The sequence below is a fragment of the Acidovorax sp. GW821-FHT10E03 genome (genome assembly GCF_059415205.1).
Window position 1 is genome coordinate 44,314 of record NZ_JBWKMU010000013.1, and the last position, 20,321, is coordinate 64,634.

17 protein-coding genes and 1 tRNA gene are annotated in these 20,321 nt (G+C 66.4%); 9 read left to right on the plus strand and 9 right to left on the minus strand.

Annotated features, from left to right (window positions below; translation table 11 throughout):
* Nucleotides 1-33: 33 nt before the first annotated feature.
* Nucleotides 34-1,302 carry a CaiB/BaiF CoA transferase family protein gene (locus AC07OD_RS21815; RefSeq protein WP_494597998.1) on the minus strand — a complete coding sequence of 423 codons (1,269 nt, stop codon included), beginning with the start codon at nt 1,300-1,302 and terminating at the stop codon, nt 34-36.
* 177 nt (nt 1,303-1,479) lie between these two features.
* Nucleotides 1,480-2,685: an acyl-CoA dehydrogenase gene (locus tag AC07OD_RS21820; RefSeq protein ID WP_218293724.1), complete on the minus strand. Its 1,206-nt coding sequence runs from the start codon at nt 2,683-2,685 to the stop codon at nt 1,480-1,482.
* A 181-nt stretch (nt 2,686-2,866) separates the two neighbouring features.
* Here AC07OD_RS21820 and AC07OD_RS21825 point away from each other — a divergent pair, with 181 nt between their 5' ends.
* Together AC07OD_RS21825 and AC07OD_RS21830 are read left to right on the plus strand one after the other, a co-directional pair.
* Nucleotides 2,867-3,799 carry a LysR family transcriptional regulator gene (locus AC07OD_RS21825; RefSeq protein ID WP_494597999.1) on the plus strand — a complete coding sequence of 311 codons (933 nt, stop codon included), beginning with the start codon at nt 2,867-2,869 and terminating at the stop codon, nt 3,797-3,799.
* A 174-nt stretch (nt 3,800-3,973) separates the two neighbouring features.
* Nucleotides 3,974-4,195 (plus strand): hypothetical protein, encoded by a 222-nt coding sequence (locus AC07OD_RS21830; RefSeq protein ID WP_218293727.1) that lies wholly within the window; start codon nt 3,974-3,976, stop codon nt 4,193-4,195.
* Nucleotides 4,196-4,346: 151 nt separating this feature from the next.
* Here the strand turns inward: AC07OD_RS21830 and AC07OD_RS21835 are convergent, their stop codons facing one another.
* From AC07OD_RS21835 to AC07OD_RS21845, 3 genes are all read right to left on the minus strand, one after another.
* Complete coding sequence (locus AC07OD_RS21835) at nt 4,347-5,315, minus strand: tripartite tricarboxylate transporter substrate-binding protein (protein ID WP_494598000.1); 969 nt, start codon at nt 5,313-5,315, stop codon at nt 4,347-4,349.
* A gap of 115 nt (nt 5,316-5,430) precedes the next feature.
* Nucleotides 5,431-6,294, minus strand: coding sequence for an NAD(P)-dependent oxidoreductase (locus AC07OD_RS21840; RefSeq protein WP_494598001.1), 864 nt, complete (start codon nt 6,292-6,294; stop codon nt 5,431-5,433).
* 14 nt (nt 6,295-6,308) lie between these two features.
* Nucleotides 6,309-6,707: a carboxymuconolactone decarboxylase family protein gene (locus tag AC07OD_RS21845; protein ID WP_218293731.1), complete on the minus strand. Its 399-nt coding sequence runs from the start codon at nt 6,705-6,707 to the stop codon at nt 6,309-6,311.
* A 192-nt stretch (nt 6,708-6,899) separates the two neighbouring features.
* On the opposite strand from AC07OD_RS21845, the gene AC07OD_RS21850 reads away from it, so the two are divergent.
* Entirely contained in the window at nt 6,900-7,589 is a 690-nt protein-coding gene (locus AC07OD_RS21850) for a GntR family transcriptional regulator (RefSeq protein ID WP_494598002.1), read from the plus strand.
* A 24-nt stretch (nt 7,590-7,613) separates the two neighbouring features.
* Here the strand turns inward: AC07OD_RS21850 and AC07OD_RS21855 are convergent, their stop codons facing one another.
* Nucleotides 7,614-7,997, minus strand: coding sequence for a GNAT family N-acetyltransferase (locus AC07OD_RS21855; RefSeq protein ID WP_494598003.1), 384 nt, complete (start codon nt 7,995-7,997; stop codon nt 7,614-7,616).
* A 14-nt stretch (nt 7,998-8,011) separates the two neighbouring features.
* Between AC07OD_RS21855 and AC07OD_RS21860 the strand changes: the two genes are divergently transcribed.
* Together AC07OD_RS21860 and AC07OD_RS21865 are read left to right on the plus strand one after the other, a co-directional pair.
* Nucleotides 8,012-9,367 carry an MATE family efflux transporter gene (locus AC07OD_RS21860; RefSeq protein ID WP_492245789.1) on the plus strand — a complete coding sequence of 452 codons (1,356 nt, stop codon included), beginning with the start codon at nt 8,012-8,014 and terminating at the stop codon, nt 9,365-9,367.
* Between the two features lie 498 nt (nt 9,368-9,865).
* Nucleotides 9,866-11,650: a fibronectin type III domain-containing protein gene (locus AC07OD_RS21865; protein WP_255594518.1), complete on the plus strand. Its 1,785-nt coding sequence runs from the start codon at nt 9,866-9,868 to the stop codon at nt 11,648-11,650.
* A gap of 465 nt (nt 11,651-12,115) precedes the next feature.
* Here the strand turns inward: AC07OD_RS21865 and AC07OD_RS21870 are convergent.
* Nucleotides 12,116-12,200: transfer RNA gene (locus AC07OD_RS21870), tRNA-Leu, on the minus strand.
* Nucleotides 12,201-12,240: 40 nt separating this feature from the next.
* On the opposite strand from AC07OD_RS21870, the gene cysM reads away from it, so the two are divergent.
* From cysM to AC07OD_RS21885, 3 genes are all read left to right on the plus strand, one after another.
* Nucleotides 12,241-13,143: a cysteine synthase CysM gene (gene cysM, locus AC07OD_RS21875; protein WP_218293734.1), complete on the plus strand. Its 903-nt coding sequence runs from the start codon at nt 12,241-12,243 to the stop codon at nt 13,141-13,143.
* 101 nt (nt 13,144-13,244) lie between these two features.
* On the plus strand, nt 13,245-13,811 hold the full coding sequence (locus tag AC07OD_RS21880) for an NUDIX domain-containing protein (RefSeq protein ID WP_218293736.1): 567 nt from the start codon (nt 13,245-13,247) through the stop codon (nt 13,809-13,811).
* Nucleotides 13,812-13,819: 8 nt separating this feature from the next.
* The gene (locus AC07OD_RS21885) at nt 13,820-14,047 is read left to right on the plus strand and encodes a sulfurtransferase TusA family protein (RefSeq protein ID WP_218293737.1); all 228 of its coding nucleotides are present in this window, start codon (nt 13,820-13,822) and stop codon (nt 14,045-14,047) included.
* A gap of 259 nt (nt 14,048-14,306) precedes the next feature.
* Here AC07OD_RS21885 and galU read toward each other — a convergent pair whose 3' ends face one another.
* Both galU and AC07OD_RS21895 read right to left on the minus strand, forming a co-directional pair.
* Nucleotides 14,307-15,194: a UTP--glucose-1-phosphate uridylyltransferase GalU gene (galU, locus tag AC07OD_RS21890; RefSeq protein ID WP_218293738.1), complete on the minus strand. Its 888-nt coding sequence runs from the start codon at nt 15,192-15,194 to the stop codon at nt 14,307-14,309.
* A gap of 89 nt (nt 15,195-15,283) precedes the next feature.
* The gene (locus AC07OD_RS21895) at nt 15,284-18,181 is read right to left on the minus strand and encodes a valine--tRNA ligase (protein ID WP_494598004.1); all 2,898 of its coding nucleotides are present in this window, start codon (nt 18,179-18,181) and stop codon (nt 15,284-15,286) included.
* A gap of 275 nt (nt 18,182-18,456) precedes the next feature.
* Here AC07OD_RS21895 and AC07OD_RS21900 point away from each other — a divergent pair, with 275 nt between their 5' ends.
* Nucleotides 18,457-20,313: a M48 family metallopeptidase gene (locus AC07OD_RS21900; protein WP_494598005.1), complete on the plus strand. Its 1,857-nt coding sequence runs from the start codon at nt 18,457-18,459 to the stop codon at nt 20,311-20,313.
* Nucleotides 20,314-20,321 lie beyond the last annotated feature (8 nt).

The following is a 20,321-nucleotide window of genomic DNA, read 5'->3' on the forward strand; positions in this document are numbered from 1 at the left end:
GCGTTGCGCAAGAGCGGGTAAATCAGTGAGCGGCTACACCACGCCCGAGGCCCGCAGCGCCGCGATGCGCACCGCGTCCAGCCCCATTTCGGCGAGCACCTCGTCCGTGTGCTGGCCCAGTGCCGGCGGCGCGTTGCGCAGCACGGGCGGCGTGGCCGACAGGCGCAGCGGGCTGGCCACGCCGGTGATCTGCCGCACGTTGTCGGTGGCGGCCTCGCCGTCCTTCCAGCGCGGCAGCGTCACGGCCAGGCCGCGCGCCTGCACCTGCGCGTCGCCGAAGGCCTGGGCGATGGTGTTGATGGGGCCGCAGGGCACGGCCTTGTCTTCCAGCAGCGTGATCCAGTCGGCCGTGGTGCGCGTGCGCGTCACGGCCTCCATCGCAGGGATCAGGTCGGTGCGGTGCTGCACGCGCAGGGTGTTGGTGGCGTAGCGCGGGTCGGTTGCCCACTGGGGCTGGTTGGCGGCGGCGCAAAAGCGCTGGAACTGCCCGTCGTTGCCGATGGCCAGCAGCATGTTGCCGTCGGCCGTCGCGAAGTCCTGGTAGGGCGCCAGGCTCGGGTGGCTGTTGCCCATGCGGCCGGGCGCCTTGCCGGTGGCGAGGAAGCCCGAGGCCTGGTTGGCCAGAACGGCCATGCCCACGTCGAGCAGGGCCATGTCGATGTGCTGGCCCTGGCCCGTGCCAGTGGCCGCGTTGTCGCGCACATGCAGCGCGGCCAGGATGGCGTTGCTGGCGTACAGGCCGGTGAACAGGTCGATCACCGCCACGCCCACGCGCATCGGGCCGCCGCCGGGCTGGCTGTCGGCCTGGCCGGTGATGCTCATCAGGCCCGTCATGGCCTGCACCATCAGGTCGTAGCCCGCGCGCTCGGCGTAGGGCCCGTCTTGCCCGAAGCCGGTGACGGAGCAGTAGATGAGGCGCGGGTTCAGCGCGCGCAGGCTCTCGTGGTCCAGGCCGTATTGCTTCAGGCCGCCGACCTTGAAGTTCTCCACGACGATGTCCGCCTCTTGTGCCATTTGCTTGATGAGCGCCTGGCCCTCGGGCGAGGCCATGTCGATGGTCACCGAGCGCTTGTTGCGGTTGCAGGCGGTGTAGTAGCTGGCCTGGTTCGTGTCATTGCCCTCGGCGTCCTTCAGGAAGGGTGGGCCCCACTGGCGCGTATCGTCGCCCACGCCGGGGCGCTCCACCTTCACCACGTCCGCCCCCAGGTCGGCCAGCACCTGCGTGCACCAGGGGCCCGCGAGCACGCGGGAGAGGTCGAGCACCTTGATGCCTGCGAGGGCGCCTGCGTTGGATGTGGTCATGGTAGTGATTGCTATAACTTGAATAGCTGCTTGCGCTTGTTCAGTAAGCGCTAGAGGCCAAAATCGTATTGAATGGGCGTGGGAGGCGCGGCGGGCGTGTCTCCAGGCCACCGGCGTCGTCCCCCTTCCCCGCGAAGCCGAGAAAAGGGGGAAGGCGCGCAGCGCCTCAGGGGGATGTCAGCTGAACGCCGCGATGCCGGTCTGCGCACGGCCCAGGATGAGCGCATGCACATCGTGCGTACCTTCGTAGGTGTTCACCACCTCCAGGTTCACCAGGTGGCGGGCTACGCCGAACTCGTCGCTGATGCCGTTGCCGCCCATCATGTCGCGCGCCAGGCGGGCAATGTCCAGCGCCTTGCCGCAGCTGTTGCGCTTGATGATGGAGGTGCCTTCCACGCTGGCGGTGCCCGCGTCCTTCATGCGGCCAAACTGCAGGCAGGCCTGCAGGCCGATGGCGATCTCGGTCTGCATGTCGGCCAGCTTCTTCTGGATGAGCTGGTTGGCGGCCAGGGGGCGGCCGAACTGCTTGCGGTCCAGCGTGTACTGGCGGGCGGTGTGCCAGCAGAACTCGGCCGCGCCCAGCGCGCCCCAGGCGATGCCGTAGCGCGCGCTGTTCAGGCAGGTGAAGGGGCCCTTCAGGCCCTGCACTTCAGGAAACGCGTTCTCTTCCGGCACGAACACGTCGTCCATCACGATCTCGCCGGTGATGGAGGCGCGCAGGCCCACCTTGCCGTGGATGGCGGGGGCCGTCAGGCCCTTCATGCCCTTTTCCAGCACGAAGCCGCGGATGGGGCCTACAACATCCTTGCCATCGCCGCCTTTGATGACTTCCTTGGCCCAGACCACGAACACGTCGGCCACGGGGCTGTTGGTGATCCACATCTTGCTGCCCTTGAGCTTGTAGCCGCCATCGACCTTATAGGCGCGCGTGGCCATGCTGCCGGGGTCGGAGCCGTGGTCGGGCTCGGTCAGGCCGAAGCAGCCGATCCACTCGCCGGTGGCGAGCTTGGGCAGGTACTTCTGCTTCTGCGCTTCGGTGCCGAACTCATGGATGGGCACCATCACCAGCGACGACTGCACGCTGGCCATCGAGCGGTAGCCCGAATCCACGCGCTCCACCTCGCGGGCGATCAGGCCATAGGCCACGTACGACAGGCCGGGGCCGCCGTATTGTTCGGGGATGGTGGGGCCCAGGAGGCCCACTTCGCCCATCTCGCGAAAGATGCTCACGTCCATCTTCTCGTGGCGGAAGGCATCCAGCACGCGCGGGGCCAGCTTGTCCTGGCAGTAGGCGGCGGCCGCGTCGCGGATGGCGCGCTCGTCGTCGGTCAGTTGCTGGCTCAGGAGGAAAGGGTCATCCCATTGAAAGGCGGCGTGGGCCATGTGCGTGTCTCCAGGTGAAAAAAAAGAGTGGCAACAAAGGTGTTCTGGGGCAGATCGTAGGCCTCGTGCCAGCGCGCCGCAAGCGAGTTCTTTTCATCCAGATATGCATAACTGGAATGTATGAAATACTTTGAACTAGAGATCAGATGCTTAGCCGGACCCTTAAAAGTTCATTTTCATCATGCGCCGCAATATCCCATCGACCCAGGCACTGGCCTGTTTTGAAGTCGCCGCCCGGCACGAGAGCTACACCCGCGCCGCGCAGGAACTCTCGCTCACGCAAAGCGCCGTCTCGCGCCAGATCCAGGCGCTGGAGGAGTTTCTGGGCGTGCAGCTGTTTCGCCGCACGCGCCACGGTGTGGTGCTCACGCCCGCCGGCGCGCACTATGGCCGCCAGGTGGCGCGCTGGCTGCAGGGCCTGGAGCGCGACACGCTTGACGTGATGGCCCACCAGGGCGAGGGCGGCACGCTGTCGCTGGCGGCGGTGCCCACGTTCGCCACGCGCTGGCTCATTCCGCGCCTGCCGCAGCTGGCCCAGCTGCACCCCGACATCGTGGTGCACATCGAGACGCAGACGCGCCCTTTTCTGTTCGCCGACACCACCTTTGACGCGGCCCTGTACGCCGGCACCCCGGAGCAGGTGGCCAACTGGCCCGGCGTGCAGGCGCAACTGCTGATGCACGAGGATGTGCTGCCCGTGTGTTGCCCGCGCCTGCTCGAATCCGCCGCGCCGCGCGCGCGCGGGCGCGCCCACCAGCCCGTGGCCGCCGATGCGCTGGCCGGGCTGCCCCTGCTGCAGCAGAGCACGCGCCCCTACGGCTGGCGCCAGTGGTTCGACGCCATGGGGGTGGACGCACCCCATGCGCTGGACGGGCCGCGCTACGAGCTGTTCTCCATGCTCGCCGTGGCGGCCACGCATGGGCTGGGTGTGGCGCTGATTCCGCCCTTGCTGATCGAGGCCGAGCTGGCCAGCGGCGAACTGGTGGTGGCCTGCGCGCGGCCCCTGCGGGGGGAGCGGGGCTATTACCTCGTCAGCCCCGCGCAGGCGCAGCCGCCCGTGCTGGCGGTGTTCTCTAAGTGGCTTCAAGACGCCGCGCGGGCTGCGGCAGAGTAGGGCGCTTGCCGGCTTGCGCCCCGCGGCGGACAGGGCTACGCTGGTGGCACTCGCTGCAGGCGGCGGGAAGAAGATGGACGGAACGTATGTGGTGTGCAAGGGTCACACCCAGCGGGCGGCCCGGCGGGCCGTACCAGGCACCTCATACCTTTACTATTTCATCAAGGAGCCGTTATGTCATTGAACGCAACCTACCATGCCCCCCATTTCGAGCCCACGGTGGACGAACTCGCCACGCTGAAGCACCTGGAGATGGAGAACATCAGCGTGGTTTCAGCGCTGAAGGAGCATATGTCCGGACGGTTGTACGAACACGGCTTCATCACCAAGAATGCGTCGGGCCAGCTGACCATCACCGACACCGGCCGCCACCTGGTGCGCAGGCAGAACAACTGAGCCGATTTTCCCGGGTCGCTTTCCCGGCGGCCTGGGCCTGCCGGTGGTGGCCGGGCCCGGCCAAGGCGTGGCGCGGGGCCGCGTTCGCCAGCGCAACCGTCCTCATGGGCCCGTGCGGCCGCCCTGCGCGGGGGCTTTGGCGGCTGCGCGCTTACTCCGCCTTGGCGCCGGCCGCCTTGATGACGGGATCCCAGCGCCTGATCTCGGCAGCGGTCTGCTGGCGCAGCGCCTCGGGCTTGAGCCGGTCGCCCTGCGGGATGATGACCCCCATGTCGGTGAAGCGCTTGACCAGGCCGGCATCGGCCAGGGCCCCGCGCACCGCCTTGTTCAGGCGTTCGACGACGGCGGGCGGTGTGCCCTTGGGCGCGTACACGCCGTGCCATACGGCCAGCTCGAAGCCCGGCAGCCCGGACTCGGCAAAGGTCGGCACCTCCGGCATCGTCGGGATGCGCTCCCTGGTCGCCATGGCGTAGGCCTTGAGGGCGCCGGACTGCAGGTGCGGCCCGGTGGCCACGGGCTGGTCGCAGATCAGGTCCACGTTGCCCGCCACCAGGTCCTGCAGCGCCGGGCCGGTGCCGCGGTAGGGCACCATCGTCACGGTGGTGCCGGCCGTCTGGTTGAACAGCATCGCGCACAGGTGCGATGTGGCGCCGACGCCCGCGTGCGAGAACTTCACCTCGCCCGGCCTGGCCTTCATGTGCTGGATCAGCTCGGCCACGGTCGCGGGCGCGAAATTCTTGTAGCGCACCAGGATCATGGGCACCTCGCCGGCCAGGGCGATGGGCTCCAGGTCCCTGTTCACGTCGAAGGCCAGCTTGCTGTACAGCGCCGGGGCCGTGGCGATGCCCATGTTGTGCAGCAGGACGGTGTGCCCGTCATTGGGCGCGCGCACCACCTTGGCGGTGCCGATGGTGCCGCCGGCTCCGCCCGCGCTGTCCACGATCACCGGCTGGCCCAGGTCGCGCGCCATGGCCTCGGCCAGCACGCGGGCCAGCACGTCGGTGGAGCCCCCGGCCGCATAGGGCACCACGATGGTCACGGGCTTGGTGGGAAAGGCGGCCACCGCCGTCGAGGCCAGGGCCAGCGCGGCCGCGAGCAGGGTCTTTGTCTGGTTGCGCATTGTCTTGTCTCCGGAAAGGGTGAGAGCAGCCAAGGCCCGGCCTGCCAGGCGGTGGCACTTGCTTGTTTGTTTGCTGGCTTGCGGCGGGCGCCCTGCCGGGCGCCCGGGGGGACTGTCAGGGCTTGCCGACGAACCGGTACAGCTCGGTGTGGTCGGCCCTGGGGCCCAGCGCGGCGCTGGCATCGGCCGTCATGGCGTACACCTTCTGGGCCAGGTCCATCGGCACCTGCAGGGAGCGGCCCAGTCCGGCTGCGATGCCCACGTCCTTGGCCTGCAGCGCCAGCGAGAAGCCCGAGTTGAAAGCCTGGTTCAGCATGAACTGGTGGGCCTTGTTTTCGGTCGTGTTGTTCTTGCCGGTCGATGCGTTGATCACATCCACGATGGTGGCCGCATCGATGCCGAAGGCCGCGCCCACGTGGATGGCCTCGGCCGTGGCGATCAGCGCGGCGGCGGACACGTAGTTGTTCAGCGCCTTGAGCGCGTGGCCCGCGCCCACGGGGCCCACGTAGCTGATGGCCTTGCCCATCACTTCAAGCACCGGCCGTTGCCGGGCGAAATCTTCGGGGTCGCCGCCCACCATGATGGCCAGCGTGCCATTGACGGCCTTCTTCACGCCGCCGGAGACGGGTGCGTCGATCAGCGCGATCCCCGTGCCGCGCAGCGAGGCTGCGAGGGCCCGCGTGCGGATCGGGTCGGCGGAGCTCATCTCGACGACGCAGGCCCCGGCCCGCAGGTGGGGTGCCAGGTCGGCCACCACCGCGTCCACGATGTCGGAATTGGGCAGCATGGTGATGACCACGTCGCACCCTGCGTACGCGGCATTGTCGGTGGCCACCACGGCACCGGCATGCGACGCGGCGAACTGCGCCTCGGCTTCAGGATGGGCGTCCTTCACCACGAGCGGGTGGCCTGCGGCGTGCAGCAGGTGGGCCATGGGCTGGCCCATCATGCCCAGGCCGATGAATGCGATGCGGCTCATCGTCGCGCCCCTGCTCAGAGGTCCATCTCTTTGAACACTTCCGAGGCCACGCGGAACGAGTCGATAGCCGCCGGCACGCCGCAGTAGATGGCCGTCTGCAGGAAGACTTCCTTCACCTCGTCCTTGGTCAGGCCGTTGTGGATGGCGCCGCGCACGTGCAGCTTGAGCTCGTGCGGGCGGTTGAGCGCCGTGATCATCGCCAGGTTGAGGAAAGAGCGGGTCTTGCGGTCGAGGCCCGGGCGGTTCCACACATCGCCCCAGCAGTACTGGGTGACGAGTTCCTGCATGTCGATGTTGAAATCGGTCGCGTTCTTGATCGAGGCATCGACGTACTCTGCGCCCAGCACCTCGCGGCGGGTGGACAGGCCCTGGTCGAAGAGGGCGGGGTTCTTGGGGGCGTAAGGGCGGGTCATGGAAGGCTCCTGGGGTGGCAAGGGATCAATAGATAGATAGAGAGGGGGGAGAGAAGGCCGGCAACGCGGCGTTGCAGTGGATGAACTTTATTAGGATTGTCAGACAATCATACATATGGAAAATGTGGATTGACGAATGATTCATATGTTTGTATGACAATCAGCGTGTATGAAACCCACTAGGATGGCGCCATGAACCAGATGCTGCTGCGAGTCCCCCGCGAAGAGACCTCCCTGCGCCAGCGTGCTACCCAGACGCTGCGCCAGGCCATCCTCGACGGCCACTTCACGCCGGGACAAAAGTTGTCGGAGCGCGAGCTCTGCGAAAGCCTGGACGTGAGCCGATCCTGCGTGCGCGAGTCGCTGCAGCACCTGCAGGCCGAGGGGCTGATCACCATCATTCCGCACCGGGGCCCCGAGGTCACCACCATTTCACCCAAGGAGGTGCGCGACATCTACGAAGTGCGCGCGCACCTCGAAAGCCTGGCGGGCCGGGGCTTTGCGCTCAATGCCTCCAAGGACCAGGTGCGGGCGCTGCGCGCCAAGCTCACCGAGCTGTCACAGCCCGAGATCACGCAGGACCGCGCCTTGATGCTCAACGTCAAGAATCAGTTCTACGACATCCTCATCGCGGGCTGCGGCAACCTGGTGGCCGGGCAACTGCTGCAGCAGCTCAACAACCGCGTGACGGTGCTGCGCCGCATCTCCATGGCCCAGCCTGGGCGGTTTCCGCACACGCTGGTGGAGCTCGACGCCATCGTGGCGGCCATTGAGCAGGGCGACGGGGAGACGGCGGCGCGCCTGTGCGAGGAGCATGTGCGCAAGGCGGCCGCCAACGTGCTGCAGAGCATGCAGCCGGCGGGGGCGAAACTGCAGGCCTGACTGCGTGCGGGCCTTGCAGGGTGATCAGCGTTCAGGCGGCGACACAGGCCAGGCTGGAGGCTTTGCCACCAGTGCTTGCTTGCCCTGGCGATCAAACTCCACGTGCTCGTAAAACCGCAAAGTTGCTTCGTCTTTTCGACCTGTCAGCAACATCACCTTGTAGCAGTTCAGACGCCAAGCTTCGCTCAGAGCATGTGAAAGGACAGCCCGACCCCAGCCTTGACCACGGTGCGCAAGGTCGGTGACGACGTTCTCAATGACGCCATATGGACGGCAAGCGCGCCTGAGGTTGGGTAGGGTATGACAGCGCGGCGCATTCACCAGGCCGCCGCCCGCCGTCGTGCGGGGGCTCCATTGCGGGTGTCGTTTCCCCGCGCCAGGCCATGTCCCGGCGCACGCGGGTCGCATACGATGTGTTCACCATGGACACGAACGACCCGACCACGCCGCTGCCCCGAAGGTTTCTGCGGTTTCTCGGTCCGCTCGTGGCCACGAACCTGCTTCAGGCGCTGAGCGGCACGGTCGTCACCATCTGCCTGGGCCAACTGCTGGGCGCGCAGGCGCTGGCCGCAGCGGTCAGCTTCTTCCCGTTGTTCATGTGTTGCATTGCCTTCGTGATCGGGCTCGGTGCCGGGGCCTCGGTGCTGGTGGGCCAGGCCTGGGGTGCACGCGACGCGGACAAAGTGAGCCGCGTGGCTGGGGCCGTGCTGCTCGGTGGGTTCCTGCTCGGCTGCGTGGTAGCGGCCGTGGGCGCCACAGCCATCGGCAGCCTGCTGCGTGTGCTGGGTGTCAGTGGCGAGGTGCTGCCGCAGGCCATCGCCTACGCGCGCGTGCTGTTCCTGGCCATGCCCGTGCTGTTCCTGCACCAGCTCAGTGCCGCCCTCCTGCGCGGCCTGGGCGACACGGCAACGCCGCTGCGCGCGCTCATCCTGGCCTCGGGCCTGTGGATGCTGCTCACTCCTGCCTTCATGCTCGGATGGCTGGGCCTTCCCCCGCTGGGCACAGCCAGTGCGGGCTGGGCCAGCCTCATCGGCAATGCCGTGGCCCTGGCATGGCTCGCGTGGCACCTGCATGCCAGGGGCCATGTGCTGGCCTTCTCGCACCTCAGGCCCCACCTGCGCTGGAACACCCCCTTGCTTGCCACCGTGGCGAGGCTGGGCGTGCCCACCGGCCTGTTCTTCGTCACCAGCTCACTCGCCGACGTGCTGCTGCTGCGCTTGGTCAATGGCTACGGCTGGCAGGCCACGGCGGCGTGGGGCACCGTCAATCAGGCCATGGCCTTTGTGCAGCTGCCCGCCATGTCCATCGCCGTCGCGGCTTCCGTGTTCGCCGCGCAAGCCATTGGTGCCGGCAAGCCGGAGGATGTTGCGCATGTCACGCGGGTCGGCCTGTGGATGAATCTGGCGCTGACCGGCAGCCTGGCCCTGCTGGTGGCGGTGGTGTCACCGCAGGTCGCCAGCCTGTTTACCCGCGATCCCGCCGTGGTGGACCTGGCCGCCACCGTTCTGCGCGTCACGGTGTGGGGCAGCCTCGCGTTTGGGCTGGCCAGCGTGTTCACCGGCGTCATGCGATCGGCAGGAACCGTGCGCGTGCCCACGGTGATTTCCCTGTCCTGCCTCACCTTGCTGCTTGTGCCGCTGGCCTACGCGCTGCAGCACCTGCTGGGCCTGCAAGGCATCTGGGCCAGCTACCCGCTCACGTACCTGTGTGCGCTGGCACTGCAGGCCATCTATTTCCACGCCATCTGGAAGAAGCGGCCGATCAGGCGGCTGGTGTAGCTGGGGGCATGGGGTGGTGCAGGGCCTGCGCTGGGGCCCTCTGTGATCCATCACGCATCCTCTACCTGCTTTTCTTGATGGAACGCCCGGGCCTGGGGGACGCGGGCTTTCAGCTGTAGTCCCTGGGGCCAGGCCCATGGCCGCGAGGCCTGCCAAAGCTTGGCGGGTGGATTGACGCTGCTGGGAGAGGATGGGATCTGAAGGCTTTTTGCGGGGGCGCCCCAGCGCACAACACGTGGCCGGTACGTTGCGTTCCTGTAGCGACAATGCGGCCGAACCCGGCTGAAAGTAGACATTTTTTGGCCGATTCGCTACCTTATGTCAGCTCTCTGAGTGGTGGCCGCGCTCTTTGTCTGGCGTGTATGTGGCCCCAGAAGGCGACTAACCCCCCGCGAAAAAACCGTGTAGTCTTCCGCGGCTGCCCGAGGGCGATCGTGATTTTTGAGCGCCGGTGGGACCGCCATGCACCTTTGTTTCACAAGCCCGACAGAAGGACCTATGAAGTTGATTCGACGCACTGCCCAAGCAACCCCCATTCGGCAATTGGCACGCCCGGCAACCCTTGGTCTGGTGACCCTGCTGTGGCAGTTTCATGCACTTGCCGCGGTCGGCTGGAATGTCGACGCTCCCATGGCGGATCCCCGGGCGCAACACGCGGGGGCGCTGCTGGATGACGGCTCCGTGGCTGTTTTCAACGGCGTTAACCGCCTGGGATTCGTCGCCACCGGTGAGCGATATTCGGGCGGCTCCTGGTCATCAATAGGCGGCACTGGGATTGCCGGCAATGTGACCGAAGCCGTCACGCTGGGCACGGGCCATGTGCTTGTGCGCTCTGATGGCAGCCTGAATGCCCGGCTGTACGACCCTGTGGCCAACACCTGGCTCCCGGCTGGCACACAGTCTGCATCTCGCTCGCTGCCGTCGATGACGTTGCTCGCCAATGGCAAAGTTCTGGTGGCAGGAGGAAGCAATCTCAATACGGCCGAACTGTATGACCCCGAAACGCGCACCTGGACGGCGACCGGGAGCATGTCGGTGGTTCATCGAGCCCATGGCGCCGTGTTGCTGCGGGATGGCCGTGTTCTGGTGGCTTCAGGGTTCAACGCAGGGGGCGAAGTCCCCGTCGCGGAACTCTACGACCCTGTTGCAGGCACATGGTCATTGGCGGCGGCGCCCCTCGTGCCGCGTCACTATGCGAGCCTGACGCTGCTAGCGGACGGCAGAGTATTGCTCGCAGGTGGCTTTACAGCCGGCGGCGTTACAACGCATGCAGAGATCTACGATCCTGTGGCCAATACGTGGACCGCCACCGGGGCCCTGAACTTTCCCCGCAACGGTGCAATGGGCTCGCCGCTGGCCCATGCGACAGTACTTTCCTCTGGCTTGGTGCTGATGGCGGGGGGCTCGGATATCGCAAGAAATACGCAGCCCATAGCGGAGTTGTATGACCCAGCAACGGGAAACTGGTCGCCAGCAGGTTCCATGGGAACAGCGCGCGAGAACGGGACGGCCAATCTGTTGCCCAATGGCGATGTACTGTTGACGGGCGGGTTCTCGAGCAATCCTAGCCTCACTTTCTATAGCGCGGTGGACCGTTATGTCCCAGCCGTGCCGCCTGGGCCTGCTGCGGTGACGAATGCATTGCCGCTGCTTCAGCGTGCAGGCGCGGCGTTGATTCTCAACGGAACGGGTTTTACGGGCGGCACAGGTACCAGTACGCCTCAGCTTCAGCTGCAACGCGCGGAGAACGGCGCGATCAGCTTATGGGCTCCCGCCAGCCATACCGCTACCAGTTTCACCTCGCCCCCGCTGGGCACCTTACCCGCCGGGCTCTACATGGCGCGGCTTGTCGTTGACGGTGTTCCGTCCGAGGGGCGATTGGTTCGTTTCACAGACCCTGTGGGAACGCCAGCCGGTGTCCCCGGCAACGCGCAGGTCACTGTGAGCTGGGCGCCTCCTGTGGACACCGGAGGCAACCCGCCAGACAGCTACACCGTGACATCGAACGCCGGACCGGGTTGCTCCGTGGCAGCACCCGCGACGAGCTGTACTGTCACTGGATTGGTGAATGGCACTCCCTACACATTCACGGTGCGAGCGCAGCACCCAAATGGCCTGGGTCCCGTGTCGTTGACCTCGGCTGCGGTGACGCCCACGGCTATGGCGGGCCCCGGCCCTACACCAGTTCCGGGACTGTCCCCGTTTGGTGTGGCGTTGACGGCGCTGATGGCCGCAGCATTGGCGGGCCTGAGCCGAAGGGGTTGGCGAAGCGCTGGACGATGATCTCATGGCGCAAAAAGAAAAGCCCCGACATCACTGCCGGGGTTTTTTTTCTTTTTGGCGCCAGACCTGTGCCTGGCCCCTGTTCACGTGACGCTCAGGTCGTCGCAGCCGCCTCCACTCGCCGCAACTGCACCCCAGCTCCAGCGCCAATGGCCTTGAGACGCTTTCAGATGAACTTCCTGCGTCGCGGGCCCGTCCATCCTTTGCGTGCCCGCCACTGCCCGAGGGTTCCGGCCCGTGCCCCCTCAGCGCCACGGCCTGCGTGAGCGCTTTTCGAACTCCGCCAGGGCTGCGGCCCTGAGGTGCATCGGTGCCCCCATCTTTTTTAGAATGTGCCCCCCAATGTGCCCCCAATTTTCTCGGATGGGGGTGGACTGGTCTGGACGGGTACGGACAGCTAAGATGCTGATTTCAAAGGAGAAATAAAAAAGTCCGGAAGAGTATGGACTCTTCCGGACTAGTCGATGGTGCCCGGGGCCGGAATCGAACCGGCACGCCTTGCGGCGGGGGATTTTGAGTCCCCTGCGTCTACCAATTTCACCACCCGGGCTGGAATTCGTGAAGCCGCAAATTATGGCACAGTAGGGCGCATGAAATATCCGACGATTGAAGACGCGGTGGGCAACACGCCGCTGGTGGCGCTGCAGCGCATTGGGGCCCAGGACAACGCGGCGCGGGGCAATGTGGTGCTGGGCAAGCTGGAGGGCAACAACCCCGCAGGGTCGGTGAAGGACAGGCCCGCCCTGTCGATGATCCGGCGCGCGGAGGAGCGGGGCGACATCCGGCCTGGGGACACGCTGATCGAGGCCACGTCGGGCAACACCGGCATCGCCCTGGCCATGGCCGCCGCCATCAAGGGCTACCGCATGGTGCTGGTGATGCCGGAAGACCTCTCCATCGAGCGCGCGCAGACCATGAAGGCCTTTGGCGCGGAGCTTGTGCTCACGCCCAAGAGCGGTGGCATGGAGCATGCGCGCGACCTCGCCGAGGCCATGCAAAAGCGCGGCGAGGGAAAGGTGCTGGACCAGTTCGCCAACCAGGACAACCCGCGCATCCACTACGAAACCACGGGCCCCGAGATCTGGGAGCAGACCGGCGGGCGCATCACGCACTTCGTGAGCGCCATGGGCACCACGGGCACCATCACCGGGGTGTCGCGCTTCCTCAAGGAGAAGAACCCGGCCATCCAGATCATCGGCGCGCAGCCCGAGGAAGGCTCGCGCATTCCCGGCATCCGTAAGTGGCCGCAGGAGTACCTGCCCAAGATCTATGACGCGAGCACGGTGGATGAGCTGGTGTATGTGAGCCAGGACAATGCCGAGGACATGTGCCGCCGTCTGGCGCGAGAAGAGGGCATCTTCGCGGGCATCTCGGCGGCGGGGGCCTGCTGGGTGGCGCAGCAGATCGCGGCGCGCGACAGCCATGCCACCATCGTCTTCGTGGTGTGCGACCGGGGCGACCGCTACCTGTCGACGGGGGTGTTCCCCGCCTGAGGACGAAAGGCAGCGAAGGCTACCCCTTCACCTTCCTTGCAATGAAAATGGGCCGTCTGCGCTGGATAGGAAAGCGTCGATAGCTATCAAAATAAGAGCATATGCACTACGAAACCCGCTACTGCACCCACTGCGGCACCGCGCTGCAGCCGATCACGCTGGCCGAGGACGGTGGCGACAAGGAGCGCCTGCGCTGCCCCGCCTGCGGCTGGACGCACTGGAACAATCCCACGCCCGTGCTGGCCGCGATCGTGGAGGTGAATGGCAAGGTGCTGCTGGCCCGCAACGCGGCCTGGCCCGCGAAGATGTTTGCGCTGATCACGGGCTTCATGGAGGCCGGGGAGTCGCCGCAGGAAGGCATCGCGCGCGAGGTCAAGGAGGAAACCAACCTCGACGTGCGCTCCACCACGCTGGTGGGGGCCTACGAGTTTCTGCGCATGAACCAGATCATCATTGCCTACCATGTGGTGGCCGAGGGTGAGGTGCGGCTGTCGCCCGAGCTGGTGGACCACCGGTTCTACGACCTGCACGAACTCAGGTGCTGGCCCGCCGGCACGGGCTATGCGCTGGCGGACTGGCTGCGCACGCGAGGGCATGAACCGGTGTTTTTCACGGCAGAGGAAAACGAAGAGCGCCGCCGGGGGCTCAACCTGCCGCCAAAGGATTGATGAAGACCATGGACATCCACAAAGAAATCGATACCCGGGGCTTGAACTGCCCCCTGCCCATCCTCAAGGCCAAGAAGGCACTGGCGGACATGGCCAGTGGCCAGCTGCTCAAGGTGGTGTCCACCGATGGCGGCTCGCTGCGCGACTTTCAGGCCTTTGCCAAACAGACGGGCAACGAGCTGGTGGAGCAGCAGACGATGGGCGAGGAGTACATCCACGTCCTGCGCAGAAGGTAGTTAAATAGAAGCGAAACCCTGACGAGGTGGTGCGCCTTGCCCTCTGCCGCCACTGTGCGAGGGGCGCGTGCGCAGCCTGGGCAAACCGGGCCCCCGGGCTCGGCAGGCGATGCGGCGCCGGAATTCGCCTGGTTTCTGCTGGCGCCTGGCGCAGGCCGCAGCAGTGCCTCAAGGCAAAAAATCCTCCACAGCCCTGGTGGGCTGCCGGAGGATTTTTTTTCTGGTCATGCGGCCGCGCAGATCGCGGTGCAGGCGCTGCCTACAGGCTCAGGCCCTTCAGGTATTCCCGGAACGACGCGCCCACCTGAGGGTGCTGCAGGGCCAGTTCCACCGTGGCTTCCAGAAAGCCTTCCTTGCTGCCGCAGTCATACCGCTTGCCCTGGTACTGGAAGGCGTACACGGCCTCGCTCTGCATCAGGCGCGCGATGCCGTCGGTGAGCTGGATCTCGCCACCCACGCCGCGCGGCTGGTTGCGGATCTCGTCGAACACGCCGGGGGTGAGGATGTAGCGGCCGGCCACGCCCATGCGGGAAGGTGCGACGTCGGCCTTGGGCTTCTCGACGATGCGGTCGATGCGGATCAGCGGACCGCCTGCGGGCTCGCCGGCCACGATGCCGTATTTGTGCACCTGGTCTTCCGGTACTTCCTGCACGGCGATGACCGAGCGGCCCTGCTGGCGGAAGGCGGTGGCCATCTGGGCCAGCACGGGTGGGCCGCCCTGGGGGCCGACCATCAGGTCGTCGGCCAGCAGCACGGCAAACGGCTCCTTGCCCACCAGCGGCTCGGCGCACAGCACGGCATGGCCCAGGCCCAGCGAGCGGGGTTGGCGCACAAACGCGCAGTCCATGTCGTCGGGCTGGATGGAACGCACCAGCGCCAGCAGTTCCTTCTTGCCGGCGGCTTCCAGCTCGGCCTCCAGCTCGTAGGCGGTGTCGAAATGGTCTTCGATGGCGCGCTTGCTGCGGCCGGTCACGAAGATCATGTGGCGGATGCCGGCGGCGTAGGCCTCTTCGACGGCGTACTGGATGAGCGGCTTGTCCACCACGGGCAGCATTTCCTTGGGGCTGGCCTTGGTGGCGGGCAGGAACCGGGTGCCCAGGCCCGCGACGGGGAATACGGCTTTGCGGACGGTGGTGGCAACAGTCATGGAATTCCTTTTGGGGATAGGTAATCGGGTCGGATGGAGCCCCGCCGCCAGGGCGGGGTCCGTTGCGCCACGCAGTATGGCGGCTGTTTTCAGCCCAGGCGTGTCAGTTGATCGCGCAATCTGCCCAGCGTGGTGCCGAAGTCCGCCACCCGCTTTTTCTCCTGGTCGATCACGGCGGGTGGCGCCTTGGACACGAAGGCTTCGTTGGACAGCTTGCCGTTGGCCTTGGTGATCTCACCCTCGATGCGGCTGATTTCCTTGGACAGGCGGGCCTTCTCGGCGGCCACGTCGATTTCCATGTGCAGGCACATGCGCGCCTCGCCCACCATGGCCACGGGCGCGGCCTGCGCGGCGGCGGCCCAGGCGGCCTCGTCGTCGAACACCTTGACCTCGCTGAGCTTGGCGAGGGCCTGCAGCACCGGCGCCACGCCGCGCATGAAGTCCGTGTCGCCCACGGTGTACAGCGGCAGGCGGGTCGAGGGCGAGACGTTCATCTCGCCGCGCAGCGTGCGGCAGGCATCCACCAGGCCCTTGACGCGCTCCATGTGCGCAATGGCGGCCTCGTCGATCTTGCTCGGCTGCGCCTCGGGGTAGCGGGCGATGCTGACCGATTCGCCTTGGAGCCCCGCCACGGGCGCCACGGTTTGCCACAGGGCTTCGGTGATGAACGGGATGATGGGGTGGGCCAGGCGCAGGATGGCTTCCAGCGTGCGGATCAGGGTGCGGCGCGTGGCGCGCTGCTCGGCCTCGGTGCCGGTCTGGATCTGCACCTTGGCGATCTCCAGGTACCAGTCGCAGAACTCGTTCCAGACGAAGTCATAGATCGTGTTGGCCACGTTGTCCAGCCGGTACTCGGCAAATCCCTTGGCGACTTCCGCCTCGGTCTTTTGCAGCAGCGACGCTATCCAGCGGTCGGCCTGGCTGAAGGCCATGTAGCCGTGGGCGGGGCCGCCGGGCTGGCATTCTTCCTTGGTGTGCTCTTTCAGGCCGCAGTCCTGGCCCTCGCAGTTCATCAGCACGAAGCGGCTGGCGTTCCAGAGCTTGTTGCAGAAGTTGCGGTAGCCCTCGCAGCGCTTGCTGTCGAAGTTGATGCTGCGCCCCAGGCTGGCCAGCGCCGCGAAAGTGAAGCGCAGCGCGTCGGCACCGTAGGCGGGGATGCCTTCGGGGAATTCCTTTTGCGTGTTCTTGCGCACCGTGGGCGCGGTCTCGGGCTTGCGCAGGCCGGTGGTGCGCTTGTCCAGCAACGGGTCGAGGGCAATGCCGTCGATCAGATCCACCGGGTCGAGCACGTTGCCTTCGGACTTGGACATCTTCTTGCCCTGCGCGTCGCGCACCAGGCCGTGGATGTACACGTGCCTGAACGGCACGCGGCCCGTGAAGTGCGTGGTCATCATGATCATCCGGGCGACCCAGAAGAAGATGATGTCGTAGCCCGTCACCAGTACGGTGCTGGGCAGGTACAGGTTGAAGTCGTCGGTGGCGCTGTCGCCCTGTTCAGGCCAGCCCATGGTGCTGAAGGGCACGAGCGCGGACGAGTACCAGGTGTCCAGCACGTCCTCGTCGCGGCGCAGCAGCTTGCCCGGGGCCTTGGCCTGGGCCTCGGCTTCGCTGCGGGCCACGATCACGTTGCCGTCTTCGTCGTACCAGGCCGGGATCTGGTGGCCCCACCACAGCTGGCGGCTGATGCACCAGTCCTGGATGTTGTTCATCCACTGGTTGTAGGTGTTCACCCAGTTCTCGGGCACGAACGTCACCTCGCCCGTGGCCACCGCGTCGATGGCCTTTTGCGCGATGCTCTTGCCCGTGGGGTCCTGGTCGCTCACCTTGCTCATGGCCACGAACCACTGGTCGGTCAGCATGGGCTCGATCACCTGGCCGGTGCGGGTGCAGATGGGCACCATGAGCTTGTGTTTCTTCACCTCGACCAGCGCGCCGGTGGCTTCCAGGTCGGCCACCACGGCCTTGCGGGCCACGAAGCGGTCCATGCCCCGGTACTTGGCGGGTGCGTTGTCGTTGATGGTGGCCTGCAGCGTCAGCACCACGATCATGGGCAGCTTGTGGCGCTGGCCCACGGCGTAGTCGTTCTGGTCGTGCGCGGGGGTGACCTTCACCACGCCCGTGCCGAACTCCTTGTCCACGTAGTCGTCGGCAATCACCGGGATCTGGCGGTCACACAGCGGCAGGTTGACCATCTTGCCGATCAGGTGCGTGTAGCGTGCGTCTTCAGGGTGCACCATCAGGGCCACGTCGCCCAGCATGGTCTCGGGGCGGGTGGTGGCCACCGTGAGGCTGCCCGAGCCATCGGCCAGCGGGTAGGCGATGTGCCACAGCGAGCCGTCTTTTTCCTCGCTCTCCACTTCCAGGTCGGACACGGCGGACTGCAGCTTCGGGTCCCAGTTCACCAGGCGCTTGCCGCGGTAGATCAGGCCCTGCTCGTACAGCTTCACGAAGGTGTCGGTGACCACGGTGGAGAGCTTGTCGTCCATGGTGAAGTACTCGCGGCTCCAGTCCACGCTGTCGCCCATGCGGCGCATCTGCGTGGTGATGGTGTTGCCGCTCTTTTCCTTCCACTCCCACACCTTGCTCACAAAGTTCTTGCGCGCCTCGGGCGGGGTGGGGCCCATGTCGTAGCGGCTGATGCCCTGCTCCTGCAGCTGGCGCTCGACCACGATCTGCGTGGCGATGCCCGCGTGGTCGGTGCCGGGGACCCACACGGTGTTGAAGCCCTTCATGCGGTGGTAGCGCGTGAGGCTGTCCATGATGGTCTGGTTGAACGCATGGCCCATGTGCAGCGTGCCCGTCACGTTGGGGGGCGGCAGCTGGATGGAGAAGGCCGGCTCGCCGGCTTGCGCCGCGCCCGTGCCTCTGAATCCCGCGACGCCATAGCCGCGGCGTTCCCATTCGGGCCCCCAGTGGGCTTCCAGGGCGGCGGGTTCAAAAGACTTGGACAGGCTGTCGAGGCCGGGTTGTGGTTGGGGCGAGCTCATGGGATTTGGCAGAAGGAAGAGGCGGGCACGGGGCGCGCCTCCACGGACAAGAAGTGGACCGGGCATTTTACGGGAGTGCTGGCGGGCTCCCGCCGGGCGGGCCCCACCACCGGGATCCCGTCCATCGGGCTTTTCTCGCCAATTGTTACCTTGTGGGTGGGCCTGCTGGCGGTTGCGTCCTGATAATCCCGCCGGTGGAGCGAGAGGGCCCCTGCGGGGGGAGCGGCTCCCTGTGTTCGCCTGGGTCAAAAACATACAACCAATCGGTCCCCTCCATGAATCTTCAATCCGCACTCCGCGTGGGCCTTGCCAAGGTCTTCGCCTATGCGCTGCTGGCGCTTTTTCTCATCCCGGCGGTGACCTATGTCTTCGCCGGTCATGTACAGCGCGACCAGGACGCCCGCTTCGTGGCCGGTATCGGCCAGCGCATCGACGCTGAAAAGGGCATGGCGCCCGCCGAAAAGCAGGCCCGCAAGGACTACTACCGCAGCAACCCGCCATCCACCATCTGCGGCAGCGCCGACCCCGAGGCGCAGGACTACCGCGAAGCCCTGTGCGAACGCTTCTCGGATGTCTGGCAGTTCGACATGGCCCGCAAGGTGGCGTTCTGGACCCTGGTGGCCGGCGCGGTGCTGATGGTGGCGGTGCTGGGGCTGGGGGCCCTGGCTTTCGCCGACCGCACGCTGCAGTACACGAGTTTCGTCACGGGCTGGCGCCTGACCACCGTTGCCAGCGCCGCGGCACTGCTGGTGCAGGGCGCGATGGCGGTGTGGCTGTCGTTCTGGGTCACTGCATTCTTCTTCCACAAGTATTCGCCCAAGCTGGTGCTGTTCGTGGGTTTTGTGGTGCTGGCGGGCGTGCTGGTGGCGGTGAGGGGCATCTTCAAGCGCGCGCAGTCCAGCAACCATGCGGTGGGCGAGCTGGTGTCCGAAGACGATGCGCCCCTGCTGTGGAAGCGCATCCGCCACATGGCGCAGCGCCTCAAGACCGATCCGCCCCGGCACATCGTGGCGGGCATCGACGCCAATTTTTTCGTGACCGAGGCCCCGCTCACGGTGGGCCGACAGACGCTCACGGGCCGCACGCTGTTCGTGAGCCTGCCGCTGCTGCGCATCCTGGACCAGGCCGAGGCCGATGCCGTGTTCGGCCACGAACTGGCCCACCTGCGCGGCGGCGACACCCACAGCAGCGCCCGGCTGGGCCCCAAGCTCGTGCAGTACGACCACTACCGGCACGCCATGCGCACCGGAGGGCTCACGGCGATGGCTTCGCCCCTGCTGGACCTGTACCGCACCATCTTCGAGATCGCTCTGGCGCGCGACAGCCGCGAGCGCGAGTTCAAGGCCGACCGCGTGGCCGCCAAGCTCACGTCGCCAGCGGCGATCGCGCAGTCGCTGGTCAAGATCGCGGCCTATGCCCAGTACCGCTACAAGATCGAGGCCGAACTCTTTGGCCGCAATGAGCGGCACGACGACACCACGCTGGGCATTGCCCGCTTCGTGGCCCAGGGGCTGGCACCCTATGCAGCCTCCGGCGATTTTCTGGACGCCATGAAGACGGCCAACGTGCCGCACCCCTTCGACTCGCACCCGGCCATGCCCGAGCGCCTGCGCAACGTGGGCATGGCGCTCAAGGAGCGGGACTACGCCGCCATCGCCGTGCGTACGCCCTCGGCGACCTGGGTGCAGGAGATCGTGACGGCCGATGCGATCGAGCAGCGCCTGTGGAGCGACTACGAGCAGCAGTTCGCACAAGACCACGAACGCAGCCTGGCCTACCGCTACGAACCCGCCACCGATGAAGAGCGCGCACTGGTGCTGCGGTACTTCCCCCCCGTGGTGTTTGCGCTCAAGGGGGGCCACACGGTGGAGGTCAGCATCGAGGGCATCCGCACGAGTGCGGACGGGACCACCGTGTTCTGGGATGCGGTGAAGGCGCTCGAATACAAGGAGAGCAGCTTTGGGAACGCGTTGATCGTGACCCACCCCGAGAAGAACGCCCTGGGCCTGGGTGCCAAGACCAGCAAGATCAAATTGGCCGGCCTGAAGAAGGAGAAAGACCCGTTCAACGCCACGGTGGGCCACTACTGGCAACGCCACCAGGTGATGCGGGCGCAGCAGCAGGGCGGCTGACGGCGGCG

Coding starts and splice junctions, on each gene's coding strand:
- AC07OD_RS21815 (WP_494597998.1), bottom strand. CDS start 1,302: ATGACCACATCCAACGCAGGCGCCCTCGCAGGCATCAAGGTGCTCGAC.
- AC07OD_RS21820 (WP_218293724.1), bottom strand. CDS start 2,685: ATGGCCCACGCCGCCTTTCAATGGGATGACCCTTTCCTCCTGAGCCAG.
- AC07OD_RS21825 (WP_494597999.1), top strand. CDS start 2,867: ATGCGCCGCAATATCCCATCGACCCAGGCACTGGCCTGTTTTGAAGTC.
- AC07OD_RS21830 (WP_218293727.1), top strand. CDS start 3,974: ATGTCATTGAACGCAACCTACCATGCCCCCCATTTCGAGCCCACGGTG.
- AC07OD_RS21835 (WP_494598000.1), bottom strand. CDS start 5,315: ATGCGCAACCAGACAAAGACCCTGCTCGCGGCCGCGCTGGCCCTGGCC.
- AC07OD_RS21840 (WP_494598001.1), bottom strand. CDS start 6,294: ATGAGCCGCATCGCATTCATCGGCCTGGGCATGATGGGCCAGCCCATG.
- AC07OD_RS21845 (WP_218293731.1), bottom strand. CDS start 6,707: ATGACCCGCCCTTACGCCCCCAAGAACCCCGCCCTCTTCGACCAGGGC.
- AC07OD_RS21850 (WP_494598002.1), top strand. CDS start 6,900: ATGAACCAGATGCTGCTGCGAGTCCCCCGCGAAGAGACCTCCCTGCGC.
- AC07OD_RS21855 (WP_494598003.1), bottom strand. CDS start 7,997: ATGCGACCCGCGTGCGCCGGGACATGGCCTGGCGCGGGGAAACGACAC.
- AC07OD_RS21860 (WP_492245789.1), top strand. CDS start 8,012: ATGGACACGAACGACCCGACCACGCCGCTGCCCCGAAGGTTTCTGCGG.
- AC07OD_RS21865 (WP_255594518.1), top strand. CDS start 9,866: ATGAAGTTGATTCGACGCACTGCCCAAGCAACCCCCATTCGGCAATTG.
- cysM (WP_218293734.1), top strand. CDS start 12,241: ATGAAATATCCGACGATTGAAGACGCGGTGGGCAACACGCCGCTGGTG.
- AC07OD_RS21880 (WP_218293736.1), top strand. CDS start 13,245: ATGCACTACGAAACCCGCTACTGCACCCACTGCGGCACCGCGCTGCAG.
- AC07OD_RS21885 (WP_218293737.1), top strand. CDS start 13,820: ATGGACATCCACAAAGAAATCGATACCCGGGGCTTGAACTGCCCCCTG.
- galU (WP_218293738.1), bottom strand. CDS start 15,194: ATGACTGTTGCCACCACCGTCCGCAAAGCCGTATTCCCCGTCGCGGGC.
- AC07OD_RS21895 (WP_494598004.1), bottom strand. CDS start 18,181: ATGAGCTCGCCCCAACCACAACCCGGCCTCGACAGCCTGTCCAAGTCT.
- AC07OD_RS21900 (WP_494598005.1), top strand. CDS start 18,457: ATGAATCTTCAATCCGCACTCCGCGTGGGCCTTGCCAAGGTCTTCGCC.